The organism is Stenotrophomonas sp. YJH_SMC_106-19 (assembly GCF_059368375.1).
Map to the genome: position 1 here is coordinate 146,968 of NZ_JCAFRQ010000005.1, position 20,796 is coordinate 167,763.

Genomic DNA, 20,796 nt, shown 5'->3' on the forward strand with positions numbered 1-20,796 from the left:
CCCGATCACCGCGCCCGTGGCGGCGCGTTGCCGTTGTCCATGTCCGAGAAGATCAGCCAGGGTCCATCGCCCGCGCGCGTCAGCGTCAGCGTGAACTTTCCGGTATCGCCGACGTTGCCGCCAAACGTGTAGGCACCAATGATGTAGGCCGTGCTCCTGTCCACCGCGTACGCCAGCGCACGCAGGCGCAGCGGGCTTCCACCCTGTCCGGCGTAGGCGGCCGCGATCGCGTCACGCCCGCGCACCGGCGGCTGGTGGCTTTGCAGGATGAATCCGTCTTCGGCGAACAGCGCCGCCAGTGCCTTGCCATCGCCGGCGCTCCACGCCCGCTCGTAGTCGCGCAGCACCCGATCCAGTGCCGCAGGCAGTGCCACGTCGGGCAGGCGTCCAGTGGGCGGCGGTGCGCTGCTGGCGTGCTGCGCGAGGGCAGGACCGGCCAGCAGCACGGTGGCAAGAAGGAGCACGGCATGGAAGGGTCGGCGCATGCGAAGAGTCCCGGGCAGTGGCAGAAGCCTGGCCTCAAGAATAACCACACGGGCCGGCCCCGGATCACGCGGCCGAGGGTGCGCGAAACGTCCCTGTCAGCCCGGACGCAGCAAGGTGCCGGCCTGCACTGACAGTGACAGGCAGGCCATCACCAGTCCTTCCATCACGCGATCGCCCACGTACTGCTCCTCCGGCCCGTTCTGCCGGACACGCTCGGCGGCCAGCAGCATCTCCAGCGCCACCCGCAGGCCGGCGTGCGCGCAGTCGGCATCGGCCAGCGCCAGCTGACGGCCAGGCAGCGGATGGCGTTCCGGCCAGGGCAGGCCATCGGCGGCTGCGCCGCTGCCGATCCGTTTCAGCGTGGCGATGAAGGTGTTGGGGTCGGACGGGGACTGTTGGGGGGTCGCATCGGCATCGTTGGCCGGCGCGCTGTCGGAATGCGGAGGGGGAAACTCGGGTGTGGTCATTGATGAGGCTCCGTGCAGGACAGACGGTAGCCGCCACGGATAAAGGTGGCGGGCGGAGACGTGGCTCGAAAACCGGGAGGTTGCTAGGCCGGCAGGCACAAGGCCTCCACGCTCCGCCCGCCATGGCCGGCGGACGCGTTGCCAGCCGGCACCACACGAGGTGACACCGGCTGGCAACCGTAATCAAGCAACTCCACGGGTTTTCGATGCCCGGCCACCTTTTGGGGTGGCACCGCATCTGTACCTGTGTCACTGCGCAACGCCAATGAGCCGAGTTGTATTCAACCCACGATGCTCGACGCTTTCAGCATCCTCGCACGCGGTTAAGTAGTCGCAGACGTTGATGGCGCAAGGGCCTCACGCATTCGGGGAATTTGCGACACGGGTCGTGATTGAGTGCTTCAGGGCGCCGCGAAACCTGGACGATTGCGACAGGATGGGCCAGAAGCAGGCATCGGCCCTCTACGACTGCCCGCGGTCACCCGCACCGCGCCTCTCGTACCAGCCTTCAGTGCGGTTCACGATACGAACGACCGACAACATCACCGGCACCTCGATCAGCACACCGACAACGGTGGCCAGCGCGGCGCCCGAATGCACACCGAAGAGCCCGACGGCGGTTGCGACCGCCAGCTCGAAGAAGTTGCTTGCGCCGATCAGCGCCGACGGGCCGGCCACGCAATGGGCGACGCCCAGACGACGGTTGAGCAGATAGGCCAGGCCCGAAGTGAAATACACCTGGATCAGGATGGGCACGGCGATCAGCGCGATGACCAGCGGCTGCTCGACGATCTGCTGACCTTGAAAGCCGAACAGCAGCACCAGTGTCAGTAGAAGGGCCGACAGCGAAACCGGGCCGAGTCGGGTCAGCGCCAGCTGCAGACCCGCCTCGCCGCTGCGCGAAAGCACCCAGCGCCGCAGCAGGGCGGCAACACCGACAGGTGCAACGATGTACAAACCCACTGACAGCAGCAGGGTGTCCCACGGAACAGTGATCGCGGACATGCCGAGCAGCAACGCGACCACCGGCGCATAGGCCACCACCATGATCGCGTCGTTCAGCGCGACCTGGCTCAACGTGAAGTTCGCATCGCCGCGGCACAGGTTGCTCCACACGAACACCATCGCGGTGCAGGGCGCGGCTGCCAGCAGGATCAGGCCGGCGATATAGCTGTCGATCTGGCCGGCTGGCAGCCATTCCGCGAAGAGGTGACGCAGGAATACCCAGCCCAGCAGTGCCATCGAAAAGGGCTTGACCGCCCAGTTGATGAACAACGTTACGCCGATGCCTTTCCAGTGCTGCTGCAACTGGCGCATTGCGCCGTAGTCGACCTTCAGCAGCATCGGGATGATCATCAGCCAGATCAGTGCCGCGACCGGCAGGTTGACCTTGGCCACTTCGGCGGACGCCAGTGCCGCAAAGGCGCCGGGCAGGAGGTGCCCCAGCAGGGTACCGGCCGCGATGCACAGCGCGACCCACAGGGTGAGGTAGCGCTCGAACAGGCGCATGCGCGCGGGCGCCGTCACGGTGTGCTGTCGGTCGGCTGCAACCGGCCGATCTGATCCAGAGCGTTCTGCATTGCCTCGCGGTCGGACCACAACGATCCGGGCAGATCGATCAACGCACGCAGCCGCGATCTCACGATGGCATGCGCGCGTGCAAACGCGGCTGCTTTCTCGGCATCGCTGCCTGCAACTGCGGCCGGATCCGGCTGGCCCCAGTGGCTGCGAATGAAGTCGCCAAACACCACCGGGCAGGCGTCTGCCGCGGCCGAATCGCACACGGTGATCACCAGGTCCATGGGCGCAGCATCCACGAACTCATCCCACGATTTGCTGCGCAGCCCATCGATGGTGATTCCTTCGGCCTGCAGCTGTGCGAGTGCGAATGGGTTGACCTGGCCGGTGGGGTGGCTGCCTGCACTGAATGCATTGAAACATTCAGCGCCCCAGGCTCGCAGCGTGGCCTCGGCAAGGACGCTGCGGGCGCTGTTGCCGGTACAGAGGAACAGGACGTTGCGTGTCATGGTGCAGTCGTTGTGATGGCAGGAGGTTGGATCGGACTTCAGCACTTGCATGCGGGCGCAGTGGGCCCGCACTCCTCGCTCGGCGAACCCGCGCAGCAGTTGTGCGTGAGGTACTCGATCAAGCCGGTCATGGCGGCGAAGTTGGCGCGGTAACAGACATTGCGGCCCTGGCTCTCGTTCTCCACCAGGCCGGCCTGTACCAGCTCCTTCAGGTGGAAGCTGAGCGTGGCCGGTGGCACCTGCAGGGCCGCCGCGATGTCACCGGCCACGCGCCCCGCTGGACCGGCTTCCACCAGCAGGCGGAAGGCCGCCAGGCGGGTGGCGTGGCCCAACGCGGTGAGCGCGACGATTGCATTTGACGTTTCCATATTTATAGAATAGTCGAATGAATAAGACGATCGCAAGTACCCAGCTGCCGAATCTGAGGGAAGCCTCGCTGCCCCAGCCCGACCCCAGCCTGCTCGCCGCGGGGAATCTGGGACCGCCCCGCATCCTGCTGCTCTACGGTTCGCTGAGGCCGCAGTCGTTCAGCCGCAAGCTGGCCCTGGAAGCCGAGCGGCTCCTGCAGCATCTGGGTTGCGAAACCCGGGTGTTCGATCCGCATGCGCTTCCGATGGTGGACAGCGTGGACAGGAGCCACCCCGAAGTGCAGCGACTGCGCGCGTGGTCGCAGTGGTCTGAGGGGCAGGTGTGGGTCAGCCCGGAACGGCACGGTACCGTCACCGGCGTGTTCAAGAACCAGATCGACTGGTTGCCGCTGGAGGACGGCAGCGTGCGGCCCACGCAGGGCAGAACGTTGGCCGTGATGCAGGTGAGTGGCGGCTCCCAATCGTTCAACACCGTCAACACCCTGAGGGTGTTGGGGCGCTGGATGCGCATGCTGACCATCCCCAACCAGTCTTCGGTGGCCAAGGCCTGGCAGGAGTTCGATGAGGACGGACGAATGAAGCCCTCGCCATACTACGACCGGGTGGTGGATGTCATGGAGGAACTGGTGAAGTTCACCCTGTTGACGCGGGGCCGGGCGGACTACCTGGTGGATCGCTACAGCGAGCGCAAGGGTGACGCTGCAGCGGCAGCGCTGGCGCAGGCCGCAGGGGCGACGACCGCAGCCGGCACCGGGTGACGGCACTGCGCGACGCCTCCCGGGTGCACCCGCCTCAGCTGGCAGCCCCCATCCGGCTGTGCCCCTCAAGGCGTGCCGCCGACAGATACCGGCAGTAGCGGCCGATGAAGATGCCGGTGAAACCACCGGACAGCAGCAGGTAGGCAGCGCTGAAACCTGAGTTCGCGCTCAGCGCGGGCGACACTGCGAGCGCCGTTTCGAAGCCATACTTCACCAGGAACGTGATGAGCAGCAGCGGCAGCAGGCTGTAATCCGCGCTGCGCCACAGCCGTCCCGTCGCACTGTTCATGGCCACACGCGCCCGGCGCAGCAACAGCCAACCCAGGCCCGTTCCTGCGCCGACGCCGACCAGCCACTCGCCCCAGGCCGACCACGATGCGCCGTAGCGGTGGCTGATGGACCACACCCCCCATGCCGCGAACACCGCCGGCACGATCGCCAGCGTAGGCAACGAGGTTTCGCCGGGCTTCATGGCCGCGATGCCCCGGGTGATGAGAAACACCATCAGCACCCAGACCCAGATCGGAGTATGCGAAAGGAGTTGCTGGAACAGGCTCATGACAGGTCCCCTTGGGTGAGTGCCGGCGCAGTGGCGCCGGGCGGTGACGCGTACTATTCGCGCCGGAGCCTTCCCAAACCAGTGACAGGTGTCAGCCGCTTGAAGGGACATGACGGGTAGGTGGCGCTGGCATGCAGCAGCATGCTGCTGTCGTAGCCATGTCCCCATAGTTTAGACGCCCATTTGTCCCATAGTTGAGTACGTTCCGGGGTGTTTACACACATACTATGGGGCAATCTGCCCCATAGTCTGTTGTAGCAAGTCGCAAGGTTATGATTTCACGGGGGATTTCCCCATAGTCTGTGCAATCGACGGAAGATGCACAAACTATGAGCACAACAGATTTGGCTATCTATCGGCGCTTAACAGCGGGAACAGTAGGGGGTTCATTGCGAAGTACACGCTGCAGTCGCGATGACCGACTGGGTGGGCTGTTACAAAGAGCAGAGTCCACGGCATACACTGACAATGATGTGATCGCGGTTGATCGGAGGTCATGCCGTTTCGATATCATCAGCCAGTCAAAAATTTTCCAGAAAACGGTGGCATGGGCATGAACGCAACTGATCGAGATATCCTGATCGTCGGCTTGTTTATAGCCTCTTTTGCCGTATCTTTTACCGGGTGGGCCTGCTGGCTTGCTGCGCGTCGAAGGCCTTATCGGTCTCCCAATCGAAAGGTCTGAGTGATCCTCTCGATCTGGCTTAAAGGCCATAGGCGTATCAATGGAACTTTTCTGGGGACTGGGGGCTTGTGCACAGTCGGCCCCCAGAGCGGCTGCCCAAGTTGCTCAATTGCCAACTCTGCGGCCACGTCGGCGATATCTAAGCCGCACATAGAGGACGTATCCAAGCCACCTGGCTAAGAAGTCGGACTGGCCCTACCGTTAGCGCACCTGCTCGCTTGCGCAGTTCAAGGAGCAAGCGATCTAAACGAACTTCCCGCGCTTCACGGTGAAGCGGCTAATGACTGCGCCAGACTTGCGCGAATCGTCGAAGCACTGACTGACGACGTCGACTGTGTGCTGCCTGCGATGCAAGTTATCTTACGCTGCGCCCGAATCAGGAAGGCCTACAAGAGCCGTATGCCGGGTCACTACTCCAGGTATGCAGTGCAGCTCCGAATTCAGCGCTCGCTCTTCCTGGCGATCTCACCTGGTCGGATCAACTTGGCCTTCCGTGCTCCTGTGAAGATGATTGAGGAGGGCATTGAGGAATTCGATCTAGTGAAGCGTGTTGCTAGACAGTTCCGCATCCCAATGGAGACCTCTGCGGGACTAGCTCGATCTGCCTCCACTGTATTGGGCGCTGATAGTCGTAGCAGTGATCAGGGCAGCCTCTAGGTTCCGATGCCCGTTCAGTCCGGAGCATCGGCACGAGTGGCACGCTCGTAGCCTTCGGTGTGCCGAAACAGCGCCAGCCCTACCGTGACTGGGGCCCGCTCATGTCCAAAAGAGACCAGTAGCCTTTGTGTCGTCGGCGATTCAAATCCGTTAAGCGGCATAGATGGTGTTACATGCATCGCTGCCTGTACTCCCTTGCATGTGATGCGCACGCTTCTCCCGAGTGCTCCGCAACTCGTGCGGAGGGCTTCGACCAACTCGGATGCAGCCGCGCTGGGGGCGGCGATGTTGGTAGCGGCAAGTAAGTTGCCGAGCGATACGCGGAATTTTGCAGCGGCCTCGGTTGCTTCTACCGCCAGCGCCTCAAATGGATTGATCGGCGCGTTGAGTTCGATTGCGCTGTCTGTCGACGCGGGAGGTGTCGACTGCGCTGCACGAGTATGGAGATGAAGGTGTTCCCATAGCGCACCTACATCCGTCACGATAGCAGCATTGCTGATCTGCGCCATGAACAGCGCAACCTCCAAATTCACGCAGCGAACCATGAAAGTCTGTGAGAGCGCTTTCGGGTCTTCCACGATTTGGAGCAGTGCCAGCGGATCGTCCTCTCCCTTGCGCCGCATCTGCGCCAGGATACCTAGGTAATGATCCTCTTCGCGATTCGGCGCAGCGGCCCTAATCAAGGGCAGCAGGGCGCGATCAGGTAGCTGCAGTAGCGAGCGTTCAAGGTCATCGCGCAGCATCCAGCTGAACTCTTCGAGTTGCTGCGGGTCCAAGCGCCACTTAGCGGTGCGCTCCGCTGCCATCGCCCGCATGGCGTACTGGAACTCAGGGTTAAGGTCGCCTGGGTCGGGGAACACCAGTACCTTACCGGCGAGGATCAATGGCTGGAGCATCAACCAGAACATGATGTTCTTGAGGAATTGTTGCTTGTGCTGCGCAGGCGAATTGATCGGGCTGTATTCAGGCCGCAGGTTCCGGGAGGCGAGAACGGGATCCATTACCAGCACCTGATCAAACATTGGCACCAGGCTTACTATGCTCTCGCCAGCGGTTCGGGGGTCAGATGGACCCATGTAGATCGCCCTTGGGCCGCCGCCGCTAGGTCGTGACAGCAGTGAAGCCAGGTCCGTACCCTCTGGCCAGAGGCTGCGGGAGATGCGATGTAGCGTCGAGACTTGATCGTCGGAGAGCGTACGTTGGACGTTATGCCATGACTCATCTTCCGTCAGCTTCAGCACACCGCCAATGGCCCGAAGAAAACTGAGATTTCGTTCGCGCAGACTCAACACATCCCACGGTGGGCGCTCCCAAGGATGAACTCTTGCGCAGCATTCGCCAAACATCGCTTCTGCGCCACACGGGCACCGGTCCGTGGGAGCCAGTACAGCGGCCGGTGGCGCTTTTGCGACAAACTCGTGGTCTCGTGACGTGCGGCCATAGGAGTCGCGATAGCCGAAGCTGCCATCCTTGTAGCCGATGTAGATCTCGCCGCCGTGGCGCCACAGCTCCTGCTTCGGCGGGAGTAGCAGCCGGGTGAGGGTTGCCATGTCCATCTGGGCGGACTGCTCCGGGTATAGCCAGTCTTGCTCTCCTGCCGCTATGTACTTATGTGCACGTGCCTTGAGCCAAGCATTCACCGCGATGACGGCATCGGTGTCGAAGCGTCGACCCCTTATCAGCGCATCGGTGCGTAGCATCGTGTGCCCGAAGTGACGGGCATTGACGCGCTTCGCGGTCAGCTCCACGCTGTCTGGATCTTTGGCGTAAGGAACGTGTGTCAGGATTAGAAGATGATTGGCATCCAGCGCAAACAGTGTCTGCGTCCCGTTCCACGTGACCGGGGCTTCATTCGACAGCTTGAGCGACGATGCGTCGAGCGGAAGACCGGCATTGAAGGTCGTGACTGGATGGTCGGTGACCAAGAACTTCACTTCAGAGTCCTCAGCCGATACAACCTCATGCATGCACTCGGCCCAAAGGGTGCCGAACATTTGGCGAAGGTGCTGCATCTCCCGCATTAGCTCGATCTGAGACAGCGCCGGGTATCGGCTGCGGATCCACTCCAAACCCTTTGGTGTGCGCAACTTCTGCGCTCCTAGGTATGCCAGCATCGGCTGGTACTGGTCGTGGACCTGCGCAGCGTCGCCGCCAGTAAATGCTCGAACTGCCTTCGCGCCACAGTCGTCGATACCCTGGAACAACACTGTTTCGATCTGGTCGTTGAGGTGCTCCCCAAAGCGTGTGATGTATAGGTCGTTCTGCCAGAAGCAGGCCTTGGGGGGGCGCTGTCGCGGTCTCGCCAGAATCGCGGTTCCATCGGGCCGCAGGTGCGGGGGGGCAATGTCTAGAAGCCAGTTATCGGCGTCAGCTATGCGGAACCCGCGCTGGTACCACTCGGGAACGTAGTGATTCTCTCGGGATGGCTTTTGTGGCTTGCTAGGACTTTGGAGGCTCGTCATGGGGTTGGGGTCGTCCTCGTACTGGCTGCATATGTGTCAAACAAAGAGGCCGACAAACCACTGCGTCGCTTCGGCGTCAATCGCGCCATCTATATACACATCAGCACGGTCCACGCGACTGGCAGGAATGTTGACCACCAAGTGCACTCCCATTGCGTAGGCATAACGGCCGGCCTGGTCAGTCAGCCCGCGCAGCTTCCAGATGTCCTTGGCGAAGTCACGGTTGATGTGGCGCTTGGCCTCAACGACCAAGAGGTTATGGGCCTGTGTGCCGACGTGATGGACGACAAGATCCGGCACGATATTGGCATCATGCATGTTGCCTGCGATATCGGGGTAGATCAGGTCCTTGACTACGCGGTCGCGGCGATCGTACTCGTTGTTGACTTGGTACTCCGGAAACCGTAGCCGGAGACGCACATACAGCTCCGCCACGACTGCGCGTTCTCCAGGGGCGGCATACCTCAGGTGCTCGTCTTGCAATAGATCGACGATCGCATCGGCCAGGCGCTCCAGAGTGTCAACGACTGTGAGCACCATGCCACCACGCTCCTGTACAAGTGCACTGCGACGATGTTGATCTTCAGGAGCGCGCGGCTCGTCCCAATCCTATAGCCAAGATCGCCGTAGGATCTGCCCTTTCAGCTAATCCCGAATGGGGCCCGCCCCTCGCGTTAACGCTCCCGCCTATGTTAGGGCTTGTCATGCGACGGGCATCGGAACTCGCTTCATTCCGACTAGCCATCGATTTCACCGAAGTCCCTGGTGAATGACTCCGACTTTTCCAACGTCGCCCACAAGCTGCCATGACATGGTCGAGTATCCCATATGCCATCGGCCCCTATTACATCGAAGGATTGGTCTGTATTCCTTAGCGACAACTTCGCCCACGCCGAGGACCGCTTCGTCGCGGCTTCGTTCATAAGTTGATACGAGGTCAACGAGGCGCTTAAGCCTTGGCTGTCTTCTTGCTGCGTTTGGCCTTAGGTGCCGTCCGCTCGACCTCGAGGCGTTTCGAGACCTCCGGTACCGGATCGAACCGGAATGAACTGGCTCGAAGGTACTCGGGAACTTGGTCAATTGCGATCCATCGCCTTCCTAGGCTCTCGGCAACTGCTCCCGTCGTGTTGGAACCGGCAAATGGATCCACAATCAAGTCGCCTGGTTCAGTCAAAAGCTTGATGAAAAATTCTGGCAGCTGGCTGGGGAAGCGCGCTGGATGGATCTTCAATCCTTCGGCTCTGCATCGCTCGGTGTAACGATCATTGGCGGAATTGTTGCCAAACTTCAGCAGATCGGTAGGGCTGTCGTCTTCGATCACGTTGGCCGGGATGGCACCTCCGGCGTCTGCGCTAGCAAACGATGCTTTGATCGCATGACCGGAAGGGCGCGTAGTGGAGCGGACTCCTCGTTTGGCGAGACGCAGCATATCGGGGCTGTAAGGCTTCAGAACGTTGCGATTGTTCGCCTTGGGCCACTCGGTCTTCGATAGCCACCAGACATACTCGACGGAGTCTTTGACCCGCATCCGGCGAACGTTTACCCACTCCGCGGGCGTAGGCATCTTCGCAGGGTTGTACCAAAAGCACTCCTGAGCTAGGTGGTAACCAAGCTCCTCTACCAGAGCGATCAACAGCTTGAAGTGGTAAAGCGAACGAGTTGGAGCGCCCTTGTTGTAGGAGCCTCCGATGTTTAGAACAAAGCTCCCCTCATCCTTGAGCACCCGACGAACTTCGCGCGCAAACGGCAACATCCAAGCCACATAGTCGCTCTTGTCGGCGTTGCCATACTCTTTTTTGAAATGCAGCGCGTACGGAGGCGAAGTGATGACTGCATCTACACTGCTGTCGGGCAACGCGCGGAGCACTTCCAGGGAATCCGCTAGATATGCAGCACCCGCTTCTGTCGTGTAGACAGCTTTGAAGCCATCGATTTGGGGCACTTTCCCGTCTCTGGACGGATCAGTGTCAATGCTCAGGGGGGCAGTGCCGGCGACGGCCATAGCAGATCCGCTTTAGAATAGGTCTCAATTGTAAACGGTACCCGAAATTGGTTGCTAATGTCAACACATTTCAAGCGGAGAGCATTGATGACTGGATCAGTCAGTCAGACGCTGCTCGTCTCCGAGGGACCTCCCGTCAGGCCATCGCCCGCCTAGTAGATCGCGGCCGCCTCTCAACGCTTGAGATTGCTGGTCGAAAACTGGTGCGGCGAAGCGAGGTCCTGACCTTCGATCCGTTGCCCGCTGGAAGGAAGCCGAAGAGATGAGTGTGAACGAGGTCCGAGCACTGCTCGCGCGTATGGATAGGGCTGACCTGCATTCCGTGCTTGACGTATTGCGCAAGGAGCACAAGCTTGTAATTCACCCGATTGAGGAGGCTTGGAGCACCACTGCGGAGGCGGTGCTGGAGGCGATCTACGCCGCTCCGGATCTCACGCAGCGTGGCGTGCGCGGTGTGCTTGCAGAGGCGATTTTCCGAACTACGGTTGTTCCCAGCATTGGCGGATGGAAGGCCATCGACTTTGAAGGAGATCTGCCTTACGACTTGCTGATGGATCCACAGGACGGGCGGGAACCGCTCAAGGTCCAAGTGAAGAACCAACGTCGCGAAAGAGGCATTCCGAAGGTTATTGCAAAGCTTGCAGCCAGCGACGCTTACCCAGTCTATGCGGTCGAGACACAGAGAACACGCACTGGGAAGCGAGCCGGCGACGATGGACAGCAGACGGCTACTCGGCCCTACCGGTTCGGAGAATTTGATCTTCTTGCGGTATGTCTCCACCCCTCCAGTGGCAGCTGGGAGGATTTCATATACTGTCCAGCCAACTTGCTACTCGCCCGACCCTCGGAACCAGATTTGCTTGCCGTGATGCAACCCATCTACACCGATGGTAGCAATGGATGGACGCGAGACTTCGAGCAAGCAGCCGCTGCTACCTATTCGGCAGCAAAGAATCAGGCTTGACCTTAGGTAAGTTAGTCATTAGCGATGAGCTAGTGATTGCGTGGCATAGAGAAACCCCGCGAATCAGTTCGGACACCGACCGCAAAAGGAGCTTACGTGGTGAAGGCACAGGAATTGCCGGTTGACAGCATTCGGCAGATGACCCAGCAGGAATTTCTGGATGAGTTCTGCTTAGAAGGCACTGATCTCGACGAGCGGTGGGCGTTTGCAGAGCCATTTGAACGCATATGTGCATGGGCGGAGGGCGCCGGTGCGACTTCAATCGTGATTGGCGGGTCCTTCGTCACTAAGAAGAAGGAGCCGAACGACATCGATCTCTTAGTCTTCTTCAAGGACTCGGCTAGCATTCGGAAGTGCTCAGAGTCGATGTTCATCAAGGAGGTCCGCCTCGACATCCAGCTCTTAGCGGAAGACCAGGTTGAGCTGACGCGAGCGTTCCTGTACCTGCTAGGAAGAACGAAGTCCGGCCAAGTGGCCAATCCCATCCAGATCAAGCTGCATCCTGATCAAACGTCTTTGCGGGTGCCCACTTCTGCTCCAATCCTTTACGAGCAGGTGCGCGACAGCTATGAAGGTAGGGTCCAGATCCATGTACACCGCAGCAAGGGGCTAATAATTCCGATTCACGGCATCAACACGCATGCCGAGTGGCTGCAGTACTTTTCGTTGATGGCGACCAGTTCCGGCTGGGGATTTGCGCCATTCGTGTATGGCCGGGAGTGGCTGACTACGCTGGTAAATCCGTTTCGTCGAAAAGCGTTGGTGCAAGAATTTAGGATCTGGCTGAATGAGGTGAGGGCCGTTCATGACGGCCCGATCTGTATCTTCGCACACTCGCTTGGGAGCTACTTGTTCGCGCGCTACCTGGCTTCGATGGGCGGCTTGAATGAGCGCTTCTGCGGCGTCATCTTTGCCGGCTCTATCGTGAGTACCGATTTCGATTGGAAAAGCTACATCGATGACGGAAAGGTGACGGCGGTACAAAATACTTACTCACCTAACGACTTCTGGGTGAGCAAGATGCCGAAGTTTGAGCTGTACGGAAGGGCAGGCGCCAACGGCTTTCAGCAGGAGCACGAACGGCTTCAGCAAGTGAAAGTCGATCTCCTGAGCCACACAAACATGTTCTATCGGGATCTGATCGAGCGCACATGGATGCCGTTCTTCGAGTACTCGCTCCGGGTCTACAAGAATGACCCGTCCGCGAAACGTAAGATCGGATGATCCCGACGGATAGTTGACGCGGATTTTTCCTAAGGATTCTCTGAGAAATCTCGCATCCGATCAGCGGTGACGTACGCTGGGTGCGTGAACGTCAGACCTCGCCAGTCAACCCATCAAGTTGTGCGAGCTGGGGACCGGTGAGCAAGCGGACTCTGATCCAAGCTCGCCTTTGTCCCCATAGTCTGTGTAGGCGATCGCTCCCATAGTTTGTGCAATCGGCACGAACTATGGGGGCGTGGCTAGTCGACCAGCCCCGGAGTTCCCTGAACAGCAACTTCATTCATGTACCGGTCAGTTCAATATTCAGGGCTGATTTCGCCAACAAACGGATAATTCACACCTGTCGACCGCCTCTCCTCTCTCCCCCTCCCGGGAGGCGGTCGACGAAACCAAAATAATTAAAGGTGTGTCCCGATGAACAAGAATTCGCTGCTTGCCCTGGGTCTGCTGGCTGCCCTGCCGTTCGCTGCATCGGCTGCCGATGGCCTGTCGTACAACTACGTTGAAGGCGGCTACGTGAACACCGATGCCAAGGGCGGCGACGCCGATGGCTGGGGCGTGAAGGGCTCGGTGGCCGTCCACCCGAACTTCCACATCTTCGGCGACTACAGCGCGCAGGAAACCGACCGCTTCAAGAATGACGTCGACCAGTGGCGCCTGGGTGTCGGCTACAACTACGGCATCGCACCGAACACCGACCTGGTGGCCCGCGTGGCCTATCAGAAGTACGACGAGAAGCGCGGCCTGGACTTCAATGGCTACTCCACTGAAGTGGGCGTGCGCACCGCGTTCAACCCGTACCTGGAAGGCTACGCGCTGGCCGGCTACGAAGATTTCAGCAAGAAGCACGGCTACAACCCGGACGGCGAGTTCTACGGCCGCGTCGGTGCCACCGCCAAGTTCAACCAGAACTGGGGCCTGAGTGGCGAAGTGAAGCTGGCCAAGGCGGGCGACCGCGAGTGGTTCGTCGGCCCGCGCTTCACCTGGTAAGAAACGCTCTGTCGTTAGTGCGTGTAACTGGCGTGTGACTCTCTCTCTCTCTCTCCCGCACGCCATCGAAGCCCGGCCTCGCGCCGGGCTTCACTTTTCTGCGCCCCAAGCGGCTGGCGCGCGACTGAGAACCGCTCCGTCGCAGCGGAAGCCGTTCCGCTATGATCGCGCGCACATCGCTGCACCATGCGCGATGCGCCCGCCTCAAGCCCGCAGGAACTGCCGTGAATTCCCAGCCCGAACCGATCACCGCCCTCAATCACACGCTCGACAACGAGCCGCAGCAGATCACTGCGCCGTTGACCCACTCGGCCGCCTTCCTGGTGCTGAAGGTGAAGGATGATGCGGACTCGATCGCGAAGGTGCGCGACGTGCTGGCCAGCACCGATGACCTGATCAAGAACACGGCCATCCGCGAGATCGAACGGACCTTCACCTGCAACGTGGCGATCGGCCACCGTGTGTGGCAGCCGCTGGTTGGCAGCACGCCGCCGCGCGAGCTGCATCCGTTCCGCGAGATCAAGGGCGCCACCCACACCGCGGTGTCGACCCCGGGCGATCTGCTGTACCACATCCGGGCACGCACGATGGACCTGATCGTGGCGTTCGAGCGCAACCTGCTGATGGCGTTCGGCGATGCGGTGGAGACGGTCGATGAGGTGGCCGGCTTCCGCTATTTCGACGGCCGCGACCTGCTCGATTTCGTTGACGGCACGGCCAATCCGGAAGGGTTGTCGCTGCCGGACGCCACGATCGTCGGCGACGAGGATCCCGCGCATGCCGGCGGCAGCTACGTGGTGGTACAGAAGTACCTGCACAACCTCGACGCATGGCGCGCGCAGAAGACCGAGGTGCAGGAGGCGATCATCGGCCGCACCAAGCACGACAACACCGAGCTGGACGATGCACCGGCCGACGCGCAGAAGTCGCACAAGACGCTGTGCACCATCGAGGACGCCGACGGCGAGCACGACATCCTGCGCGACAACATGCCCTTCGCCAATCCGGGGCGCGGTGAATACGGTACGTACTTCATCGGCTACACGCGCCGCCTGTGGGTGATCGAGAAGATGCTCGAGCGCATGTTCATCGGCAACCCTGCGCCGCTGCATGACCGCATCCTGGACTTCTCTACCGCGATGACCGGCGTGACCTTCTTCGCGCCTTCGCGCAAGGTGCTGGCCGACCTGGGCGGGTGATGCTTGCCCGCCATCTGCCTGTCATCCGCGCCGTCGACGATGGAGCGCTGGACGACTGCATGAGGGTGCTGCCATGGAATCCGTACTTCGCGCCGACCGTCGCCGCTGGTGGCGACCGCTGGCATTGCTGATCGGCCTTCTGGCGCTGGGCGGCGCCGGGGCCGTCTCGGCCGAGGAGGCTCCACCACACTGGATGGCCTACGCCGCCACGGCAGGCAGTGAGCTGCAGCAGCGCCTGCAGCAGGAGCAGGACCCGAAGGTGCAGCGCGTGCTGGCCTGGCTGCAGGAGCACCCACAGGTGCCCACGCCGCTGCCGGTCAGCCTCTGGATCGCAGCCGATGGCCGCATCGCGAAACTGGAATTCGACAGTCTCGGCGATGCGCAGGCGGACGCGGATCTGCGCGCGACGCTGCAGTCGGCGCCGCTGTCGTCGGCGCCACCGGGCGACATGCGCCAGCCGTTGCGGTTGGGGCTGGTGCTGCAGCCGAAGTGAGGTGTACCGAGCGGCACTACCGCGCCGGCAGCAGCTCGCGCTCCCGCGCCGCCGCACTCCAGGCGCGCAGGCCGAATACTGCCAGCCCCAGGAAGAACACATACAGCGCGGCCGTGACGTGCAGCGACTTGAACAGGTACGCGCCCATATAGACCACGTCCACCCCGATCCACACCCACCAGCACGCCACATGGCGGCGCGCCTGCCACCACTGGCCGACCAGGCTCAGGGCGGTCAGCATCGCGTCCAGCCATGGCAGCGCGGCATCGGTGAAGGTGTGCATGACCGTGCCCAGCGCCACGCCACCGCACAGGCCGATGATCAGGTCACGCAGCAGTTTTCCGCGTGCCAGCGGCACAATGCGGATGCTGCCCTCATCGGCGGCGTGCTGGCGCCAGTTGATCCAGCCATAGACCAGGAAGCCGGCGAAGGCGACCTGCAGCAGCGTGTCGGAGTACAGCCTGGCCTCGGCGAACACCAGGCCGTACAGCGCCACCGACAGCAGGCCGACCGGCCATGCTGCCAGCCGCCGGCGCGCCATCAGCCATACGCCCAGCACGCTGCACAGCGCGGCGGTCCACTCGAGCACGGCGCCGCTCACAGCGCGAACGTCACCGACAGGCGTGCCTGTCGCGGTGCGCCGGGGAACAGGTAGTAGTCACCGCCGCTGCTGCCGGTGTCGCGCCAGTAGAAGCGGTTGAACACGTTGTCCACCGACAGGTTCCAGGTCACGGCGCGCTCATGCACGCGGTGGCGGAAGCGCAGGCCGGCATCGAACACCGAATAGTCCGGCGCGCGTACGCCGCCGTCGGCACGGGCCACATTGGCGGCGGCATAGCGCCAGCCACCGGTGACATCCAGGCCCTGCACGAACGGCAGTGCGTAGGCCAGGTGCACACTGGCACGCACCTTCGGCACGTTCACCAGCTGATGGCCTTCCTGGCCCGGCGTGCCGGTATCGCGTGCACGCGCCTGCAGCACGCTGGCGCTGGCGACGATCTGCAGCGCATCGGTCAGCTGGCCGTTGGCGGTCAGCTCCAGGCCGGTATGGGTCTGCGTGCCGCGCTCGACGAAGGTGTAACCGGCATCGCTGTCATCCGGCATGGCGTACTGGTAGGGCTGCGAGATGCGGAACAGCGCGGCGCCCAGGGTGAGCGACGCAGCCGGCACGTACTTGACGCCGGCTTCCAGCTGCCGTGACTGCACCGCCGGCAGGAAGGCATCGGCGTTGGAGGTCCAGAACGGTGCCTCCTGGCCCAGCGCAATGCCGCGCACATAACTGGCGTACGCATTGAGCTGGTCGGTGGCCTTCCATACCAGCGCGGTCTGCGGCAGGAAGCGCGACAGCCGGCTGTGCCGCTGCGGCTTGCCGCGCTTGTCGTAGGCGCGCTCGTCCAGGCGGACGAAGCGGCCACCAGCCAGCCACTGCCAGTCATCGCCGAACTGCATGCGGTCCAGCGCGAACACGGCGGTCTGGCGGCTGTCCAGACGCCGTGCGGACGGGCCGGGCATCAGCGGCGAGGGCTCGTACACCGGCACCTGCGTGTCGTGGATGTTGCTGCTGCCTACGTACTCGTTGACGCTCGGTCGCCTGTCCACCGTGCGGCGGAACGTGTCGGCGCCGACCGTCAGCTGGTGGCCGACGCTGCCGGTGTCGAAGCGGCCACGCAGCTCGGCGCGCGCCTGCTGGTTGCGGCGGGTATCGTCCGGACTGCGGTAGTCGTAGATGTCGTAGTCGCCGTTGGGGGCGAAGTAGTTGCCGGGCACGCTGCCATCAGCGCACGCGTCGGCGTAGTAGCAGCCATAGGCGAAGGCGACGTTGTCGTCGATCACCGAGCGGCTGTGGCCCACCGACAGCCGCGACTGCCAGCGCTCGTTGAAGTCGTAGGTGTGTACGGCGGTGATGTTGGTGCTGGCGATCTCCACCGGGCGCTGCCACGGCTGATAGCCCAGCAGGTGCTCGCGGTCGACGCCACGGGGCAGCTCCCGTGCGCCCAGCAGCTGGTAACCAGACACCGATCGCTGCGAACTGGTCTGGTAGTTGGCGTCCACTTCCAGCTTGCCGCGCTCGCCGATCAGCCAGTCCGCTGCAAGCGAATAGAAGTTGCGGCGGCCGTCGGCATGCTCGACGTAGGACTCGCTGCCCTCCCAGGCGGCATTGAGGCGGATGCCGAAACGCGGCGTGATCCAGTGGCCGACATCGACGGCGGCATAGCGCGAGCCTTCCGAATCGGTGCCGAGGGTAGCCGTGCGCACTTCGGCCGGGCGCTTGCCGATGTAGTTGATGATGCCGCCGGGTGCCATCACCCCCGCGGCGAGGCCGGCCTCACCCTTCAGGATCTCCACCGCCTGCACGTTCTCCAGCGCCAACCGCTGCTCGCCGGCGATGGCCAGGCCATTGAAGCGGTAGCCGGTGGCGGCATCGAGCGCGAAGCCGCGGATGGCGACGTTCTGGTAGTAGCCCACCGGCGCGTAGGCATCACCGAGCGAGGCGTCATTGCTTGCCAGTTCGGACAATGAGCGCACCTGTCGACGGTCGAGGTAGTCGCGTTCGAGCACGTTCACCGAGGCCGGGGTGTCCTTCCAGGAGCCGGCGCCGAATGCACTGACCCGCGCGCTGTCGGCCGCCGGCCTACCGGCCTGCACGCGGACCGCTGCCAGCTCGGTGGGCGAACGTTCGCCGCTGTCGGCTGTCACGTCGGGGGAGGCTCCAGCCTCGCTGGCATGCAGCGGCAGCGCGGCACAGAGGGCGAGAGCGAGCAGGGTGGGACGCAGGCAGCGGTTCATTCGATTCGTCTTCGGACAACAGGGGAGACGAAGCGACGGCGCGCAGGTGCACCGGCCCGGAACGGGGGTGTGGCTGCGGCTCAAAGCTCCCTACGCCGGTGCAAACCGGATCAGGTTCCAAGGGACTCTCTCAGCCTGCAGATCCAGGCACCCCCGCTTCAGGCCGCTATTTCACTACAGATGGCAGGGATTTGCGAGCCGATGCCCTTCAGGCGGCGGCATGCAGCGCCTGCAGCAGGGCCTGGCCGGGTGCGCTGGCGAACCACGCGGCATGGCCCAGCATGAAGGGATACCAGGCGACATCGGCGTTCGCCGTCGAGCCGGTGATGCCTTCGAAGTACTCCACTTCGGACAGTGCGAAGTCGAAGTGGACCATCGGCAGCAGGTCCGCCAGCAGGTGCAGGCGGGTGGCCGACAACGGCAGCACTTCGCGGTAGCCGTCGAGCAGCGCCAGCGCGATGTCGATGCGCACCGCCTCATGGCCCCGCTCCAGCTCCAGCCAGGCCACGGCATTGCGCTCGATCGCGGTGGCCAGGTCGAACAGCGCGCTGGTGGGTGAGGCGAGGCCGAAATCCAGCATGGTGCTGACGTCGTCGCCGCGCCACAGCAGGTTGGACACATGCCAGTCGTTGTGCGCCCACAGCGGCGGCTCGGCGGACAGGCGCTCGGCCAAGCCGGCATGCCAGGGCAGGACGTCGCGGCGCAGCTGCGCCTGCCACGGAATCCGCGCCAGGTAGCGCGCCAGTCCCGGGCGGTCGGGAAGACCCGCTTCCAGCGCGCTGATGGGGTCGGCGGCGCGGATCAGCTCGTCTCGTGCCACCAGGACATGCGTGCTGCGCTGCGGGGCGTGGTAGCTGGCGGCGGCCTGATGCAGCCGGGCCAGCATGCGTCCGGCAGAACGCGCCCGTGCGGTGTCCGTCAGCAGCGTCCAGGAGGCGGCGTCGCGGTACAGATCGTCACCCACCCCCGGCGAATGCAGTTCATAGGTCCAAGGCCCATGCTCGATGGCGCTGTCGCCTCCGGCGGTGGGCAGAACCTTCACCACCGGCACGCCGGCAGCGTCCAGATGGGCGATGAAGCGGTGTTCCTCCTGCAGGCAGGCGGCACTGCGCACGCTGCGGTGGTGGCGCTTGATGAACACCCGGCCGCGGGCACCTTCGGCCAGCGCGGCGGCCGACAACGGCCGGGGGCTGTGCCAACGCAGGGCGCTGTCCGCGTCCAGCACCGGATAACGGCGGGCCAGCCAGGCAACCTCGGCTGCATCGATCGCGGGCCAGTCGGCAGCGACCTCATCGTTGTTGAGGCCCTGCACGCGGTGGGCGGTGGAGGTCATGCGGGGGCCGGGGGCAAAGGAGTCATCCAGGGCTGCGCATTCAACGCCATGGACGGTCCGGACGCAAACGGGCGGGTCATCGACCCGCCCGTTGCCGGTGATGCCGGGCAGTGCCGGCGAGGGTTACCAGCCGCGGTGGCGACCGCGGTCGTGGTAGTAGCGGCGGTCGCTGTCGCGCCAGCGGCGGTCATGACCGCGGTCCCGATAGCCATAGCCCCGGTCGTAGCCGCGCTGGTAGCCGCGGTCGTAGCGGCGGTCATAACGACGGTCGTGGCGGTCCGGGGTGGTCAGGTTGCCGATCGCGCCGCCGGCCACGGCACCGCCGACGGTGGCGGCCGGATCGCCATTGGAGATCAGGTGGCCGGCGACGCCGCCCACCACCGCACCGACGACGGTGCGCTTGTCCTTCCTCGACATGGCGCTGGCGTCGCTGACCACGGCGACACCGGCCAGCAGGGCCAGGGCCATCGCCACGCCACGGAAGCTGAGAGCGGAAGTACTGAGCATGTTCGGTTCTCCTGTAGGGGCATGACACGGTGGGCAGGGAGGGCGCGGGCGCCCTGGCTGCCGTAGTGACCACGCTGGCGCCCGGAGATTGCCGGAACATTGCGTGGGCCACTGGGCGGCGTGCGTATTCATCTAGCGTCAGGCGGCATGAAGCCTGCCTGAAAGTTCAACGGCTGGATGGACAGGATTCAGATTTTGCCGTCACGCAGATAGTCGAACAGCTCCGCATCGCCTTTCAGGCCCAGCTTCAGCATCGCATCGCCCTTCTGCCGGCTGATGGTGCTGACGCTCTTGTGCAGCTGCACCGAGATCTCCTTCACCGTCATGCCGGTGCCGAGCAACCGCAGCACTTCCAGTTCGCGCGGCGACAGCGGTTTGCCGTCGCCTTCGCGCATGCGCCAGCTGCCGGCGGCCTCGACCCGCTCGCGCAGGCTGCGGCTGATATAGAGCTGGCCGCGGTTCACCGCCTGGATCGCCTGCGGCAGCTCGTCCATCGACGAACTCTTGTCGACCAGGCCGAGCACGCCGCTGTCGAGCACCATGCGCAGGATCGCCAGGTTGCTGGAAACGCTGAGCATCAGCACCTTGAGGTCGGGATGGCGGCGCCGGATCATGCCGATCATGGCGAAGCCATCGGCCTGGGGACTGCCGGGCATCGAATAGTCGGTGACCAGCAGGTCGCATGGCTGGCTGGTCAGCAGCGCCATCAGCGCCTGGGCGCTGTCGGCTTCACCGACGACCTGGCCAACGCCGCTGGACTCGATGACGGCGCGGGTTCCGATACGGACCACGGGGTGGTCGTCTGCGATGATGATGCGCAAGCTCATG

20 protein-coding genes and 1 riboswitch are annotated in these 20,796 nt (G+C 63.1%); of the genes, 6 read left to right on the top strand and 14 right to left on the bottom strand.

The window, feature by feature from the left end:
• Positions 1-5: 5 nt before the first annotated feature.
• The 5 genes from AC5P5M_RS14865 to AC5P5M_RS14885 form a co-directional block, all read right to left on the bottom strand.
• Positions 6-485 carry a YybH family protein gene (locus AC5P5M_RS14865; RefSeq protein ID WP_128989270.1) on the bottom strand — a complete coding sequence of 160 codons (480 nt, stop codon included), beginning with the start codon at positions 483-485 and terminating at the stop codon, positions 6-8.
• A 96-nt stretch (positions 486-581) separates the two neighbouring features.
• Entirely contained in the window at positions 582-953 is a 372-nt protein-coding gene (locus tag AC5P5M_RS14870; protein WP_065174145.1) for a hypothetical protein, read from the bottom strand.
• Positions 954-1,415: 462 nt separating this feature from the next.
• Positions 1,416-2,462, bottom strand: coding sequence for an ACR3 family arsenite efflux transporter (gene arsB / locus AC5P5M_RS14875; RefSeq protein ID WP_495206085.1), 1,047 nt, complete (start codon positions 2,460-2,462; stop codon positions 1,416-1,418).
• 14 nt (positions 2,463-2,476) lie between these two features.
• Positions 2,477-2,980 (bottom strand): arsenate reductase ArsC, encoded by a 504-nt coding sequence (locus AC5P5M_RS14880; protein ID WP_495206086.1) that lies wholly within the window; start codon positions 2,978-2,980, stop codon positions 2,477-2,479.
• Positions 2,981-3,018: 38 nt separating this feature from the next.
• Positions 3,019-3,348 carry an ArsR/SmtB family transcription factor gene (locus AC5P5M_RS14885; RefSeq protein ID WP_053518034.1) on the bottom strand — a complete coding sequence of 110 codons (330 nt, stop codon included), beginning with the start codon at positions 3,346-3,348 and terminating at the stop codon, positions 3,019-3,021.
• 17 nt (positions 3,349-3,365) lie between these two features.
• Between AC5P5M_RS14885 and arsH the strand changes: the two genes are divergently transcribed.
• On the top strand, positions 3,366-4,106 hold the full coding sequence (gene arsH, locus AC5P5M_RS14890; RefSeq protein WP_262100941.1) for an arsenical resistance protein ArsH: 741 nt from the start codon (positions 3,366-3,368) through the stop codon (positions 4,104-4,106).
• A 34-nt stretch (positions 4,107-4,140) separates the two neighbouring features.
• Here the strand turns inward: arsH and AC5P5M_RS14895 are convergent, their stop codons facing one another.
• From AC5P5M_RS14895 to AC5P5M_RS14910, 4 genes are all read right to left on the bottom strand, one after another.
• Positions 4,141-4,665, bottom strand: coding sequence for a DUF6622 family protein (locus AC5P5M_RS14895; protein ID WP_180876382.1), 525 nt, complete (start codon positions 4,663-4,665; stop codon positions 4,141-4,143).
• Between the two features lie 1,356 nt (positions 4,666-6,021).
• Positions 6,022-8,214 carry a hypothetical protein gene (locus AC5P5M_RS14900; RefSeq protein ID WP_495206087.1) on the bottom strand — a complete coding sequence of 731 codons (2,193 nt, stop codon included), beginning with the start codon at positions 8,212-8,214 and terminating at the stop codon, positions 6,022-6,024.
• 291 nt (positions 8,215-8,505) lie between these two features.
• Positions 8,506-9,009 carry a hypothetical protein gene (locus AC5P5M_RS14905; RefSeq protein ID WP_495206088.1) on the bottom strand — a complete coding sequence of 168 codons (504 nt, stop codon included), beginning with the start codon at positions 9,007-9,009 and terminating at the stop codon, positions 8,506-8,508.
• Positions 9,010-9,418: 409 nt separating this feature from the next.
• On the bottom strand, positions 9,419-10,471 hold the full coding sequence (locus AC5P5M_RS14910) for a DNA-methyltransferase (RefSeq protein ID WP_495206089.1): 1,053 nt from the start codon (positions 10,469-10,471) through the stop codon (positions 9,419-9,421).
• A 262-nt stretch (positions 10,472-10,733) separates the two neighbouring features.
• Between AC5P5M_RS14910 and AC5P5M_RS14915 the strand changes: the two genes are divergently transcribed.
• The 5 genes from AC5P5M_RS14915 to AC5P5M_RS14935 all read left to right on the top strand — a co-directional run bounded on the left by AC5P5M_RS14915 (position 10,734) and on the right by AC5P5M_RS14935 (position 15,341).
• Positions 10,734-11,435, top strand: a complete 702-nt coding sequence (locus AC5P5M_RS14915; RefSeq protein WP_495206090.1) for a hypothetical protein — start codon at positions 10,734-10,736, stop codon at positions 11,433-11,435.
• A gap of 99 nt (positions 11,436-11,534) precedes the next feature.
• Positions 11,535-12,659, top strand: coding sequence for a DUF6932 family protein (locus AC5P5M_RS14920; RefSeq protein ID WP_495206091.1), 1,125 nt, complete (start codon positions 11,535-11,537; stop codon positions 12,657-12,659).
• A 414-nt stretch (positions 12,660-13,073) separates the two neighbouring features.
• Complete coding sequence (locus AC5P5M_RS14925; protein WP_065174160.1) at positions 13,074-13,649, top strand: OmpO family porin; 576 nt, start codon at positions 13,074-13,076, stop codon at positions 13,647-13,649.
• A 224-nt stretch (positions 13,650-13,873) separates the two neighbouring features.
• Positions 13,874-14,848, top strand: coding sequence for a Dyp-type peroxidase (locus AC5P5M_RS14930; protein WP_495206092.1), 975 nt, complete (start codon positions 13,874-13,876; stop codon positions 14,846-14,848).
• Between the two features lie 73 nt (positions 14,849-14,921).
• Positions 14,922-15,341, top strand: a complete 420-nt coding sequence (locus tag AC5P5M_RS14935; RefSeq protein WP_495206093.1) for a hypothetical protein — start codon at positions 14,922-14,924, stop codon at positions 15,339-15,341.
• Positions 15,342-15,357: 16 nt separating this feature from the next.
• On the opposite strand, the gene pnuC is transcribed toward AC5P5M_RS14935, so the two are convergent.
• From pnuC to AC5P5M_RS14960, 5 genes are all read right to left on the bottom strand, one after another.
• Positions 15,358-15,930 (bottom strand): nicotinamide riboside transporter PnuC, encoded by a 573-nt coding sequence (pnuC, locus tag AC5P5M_RS14940; RefSeq protein ID WP_253118348.1) that lies wholly within the window; start codon positions 15,928-15,930, stop codon positions 15,358-15,360.
• Positions 15,931-15,938: 8 nt separating this feature from the next.
• Positions 15,939-18,128 carry a TonB-dependent receptor gene (locus AC5P5M_RS14945; RefSeq protein WP_495206094.1) on the bottom strand — a complete coding sequence of 730 codons (2,190 nt, stop codon included), beginning with the start codon at positions 18,126-18,128 and terminating at the stop codon, positions 15,939-15,941.
• Between the two features lie 70 nt (positions 18,129-18,198).
• Positions 18,199-18,293, bottom strand: a riboswitch (TPP riboswitch).
• Between the two features lie 43 nt (positions 18,294-18,336).
• Positions 18,337-19,461: a phosphotransferase enzyme family protein gene (locus AC5P5M_RS14950; protein WP_495206095.1), complete on the bottom strand. Its 1,125-nt coding sequence runs from the start codon at positions 19,459-19,461 to the stop codon at positions 18,337-18,339.
• A 123-nt stretch (positions 19,462-19,584) separates the two neighbouring features.
• On the bottom strand, positions 19,585-19,968 hold the full coding sequence (locus AC5P5M_RS14955) for a glycine zipper 2TM domain-containing protein (protein ID WP_074902303.1): 384 nt from the start codon (positions 19,966-19,968) through the stop codon (positions 19,585-19,587).
• A gap of 188 nt (positions 19,969-20,156) precedes the next feature.
• Positions 20,157-20,795 carry a response regulator gene (locus tag AC5P5M_RS14960; RefSeq protein WP_053518414.1) on the bottom strand — a complete coding sequence of 213 codons (639 nt, stop codon included), beginning with the start codon at positions 20,793-20,795 and terminating at the stop codon, positions 20,157-20,159.
• Position 20,796: the final 1 nt, after the last annotated feature.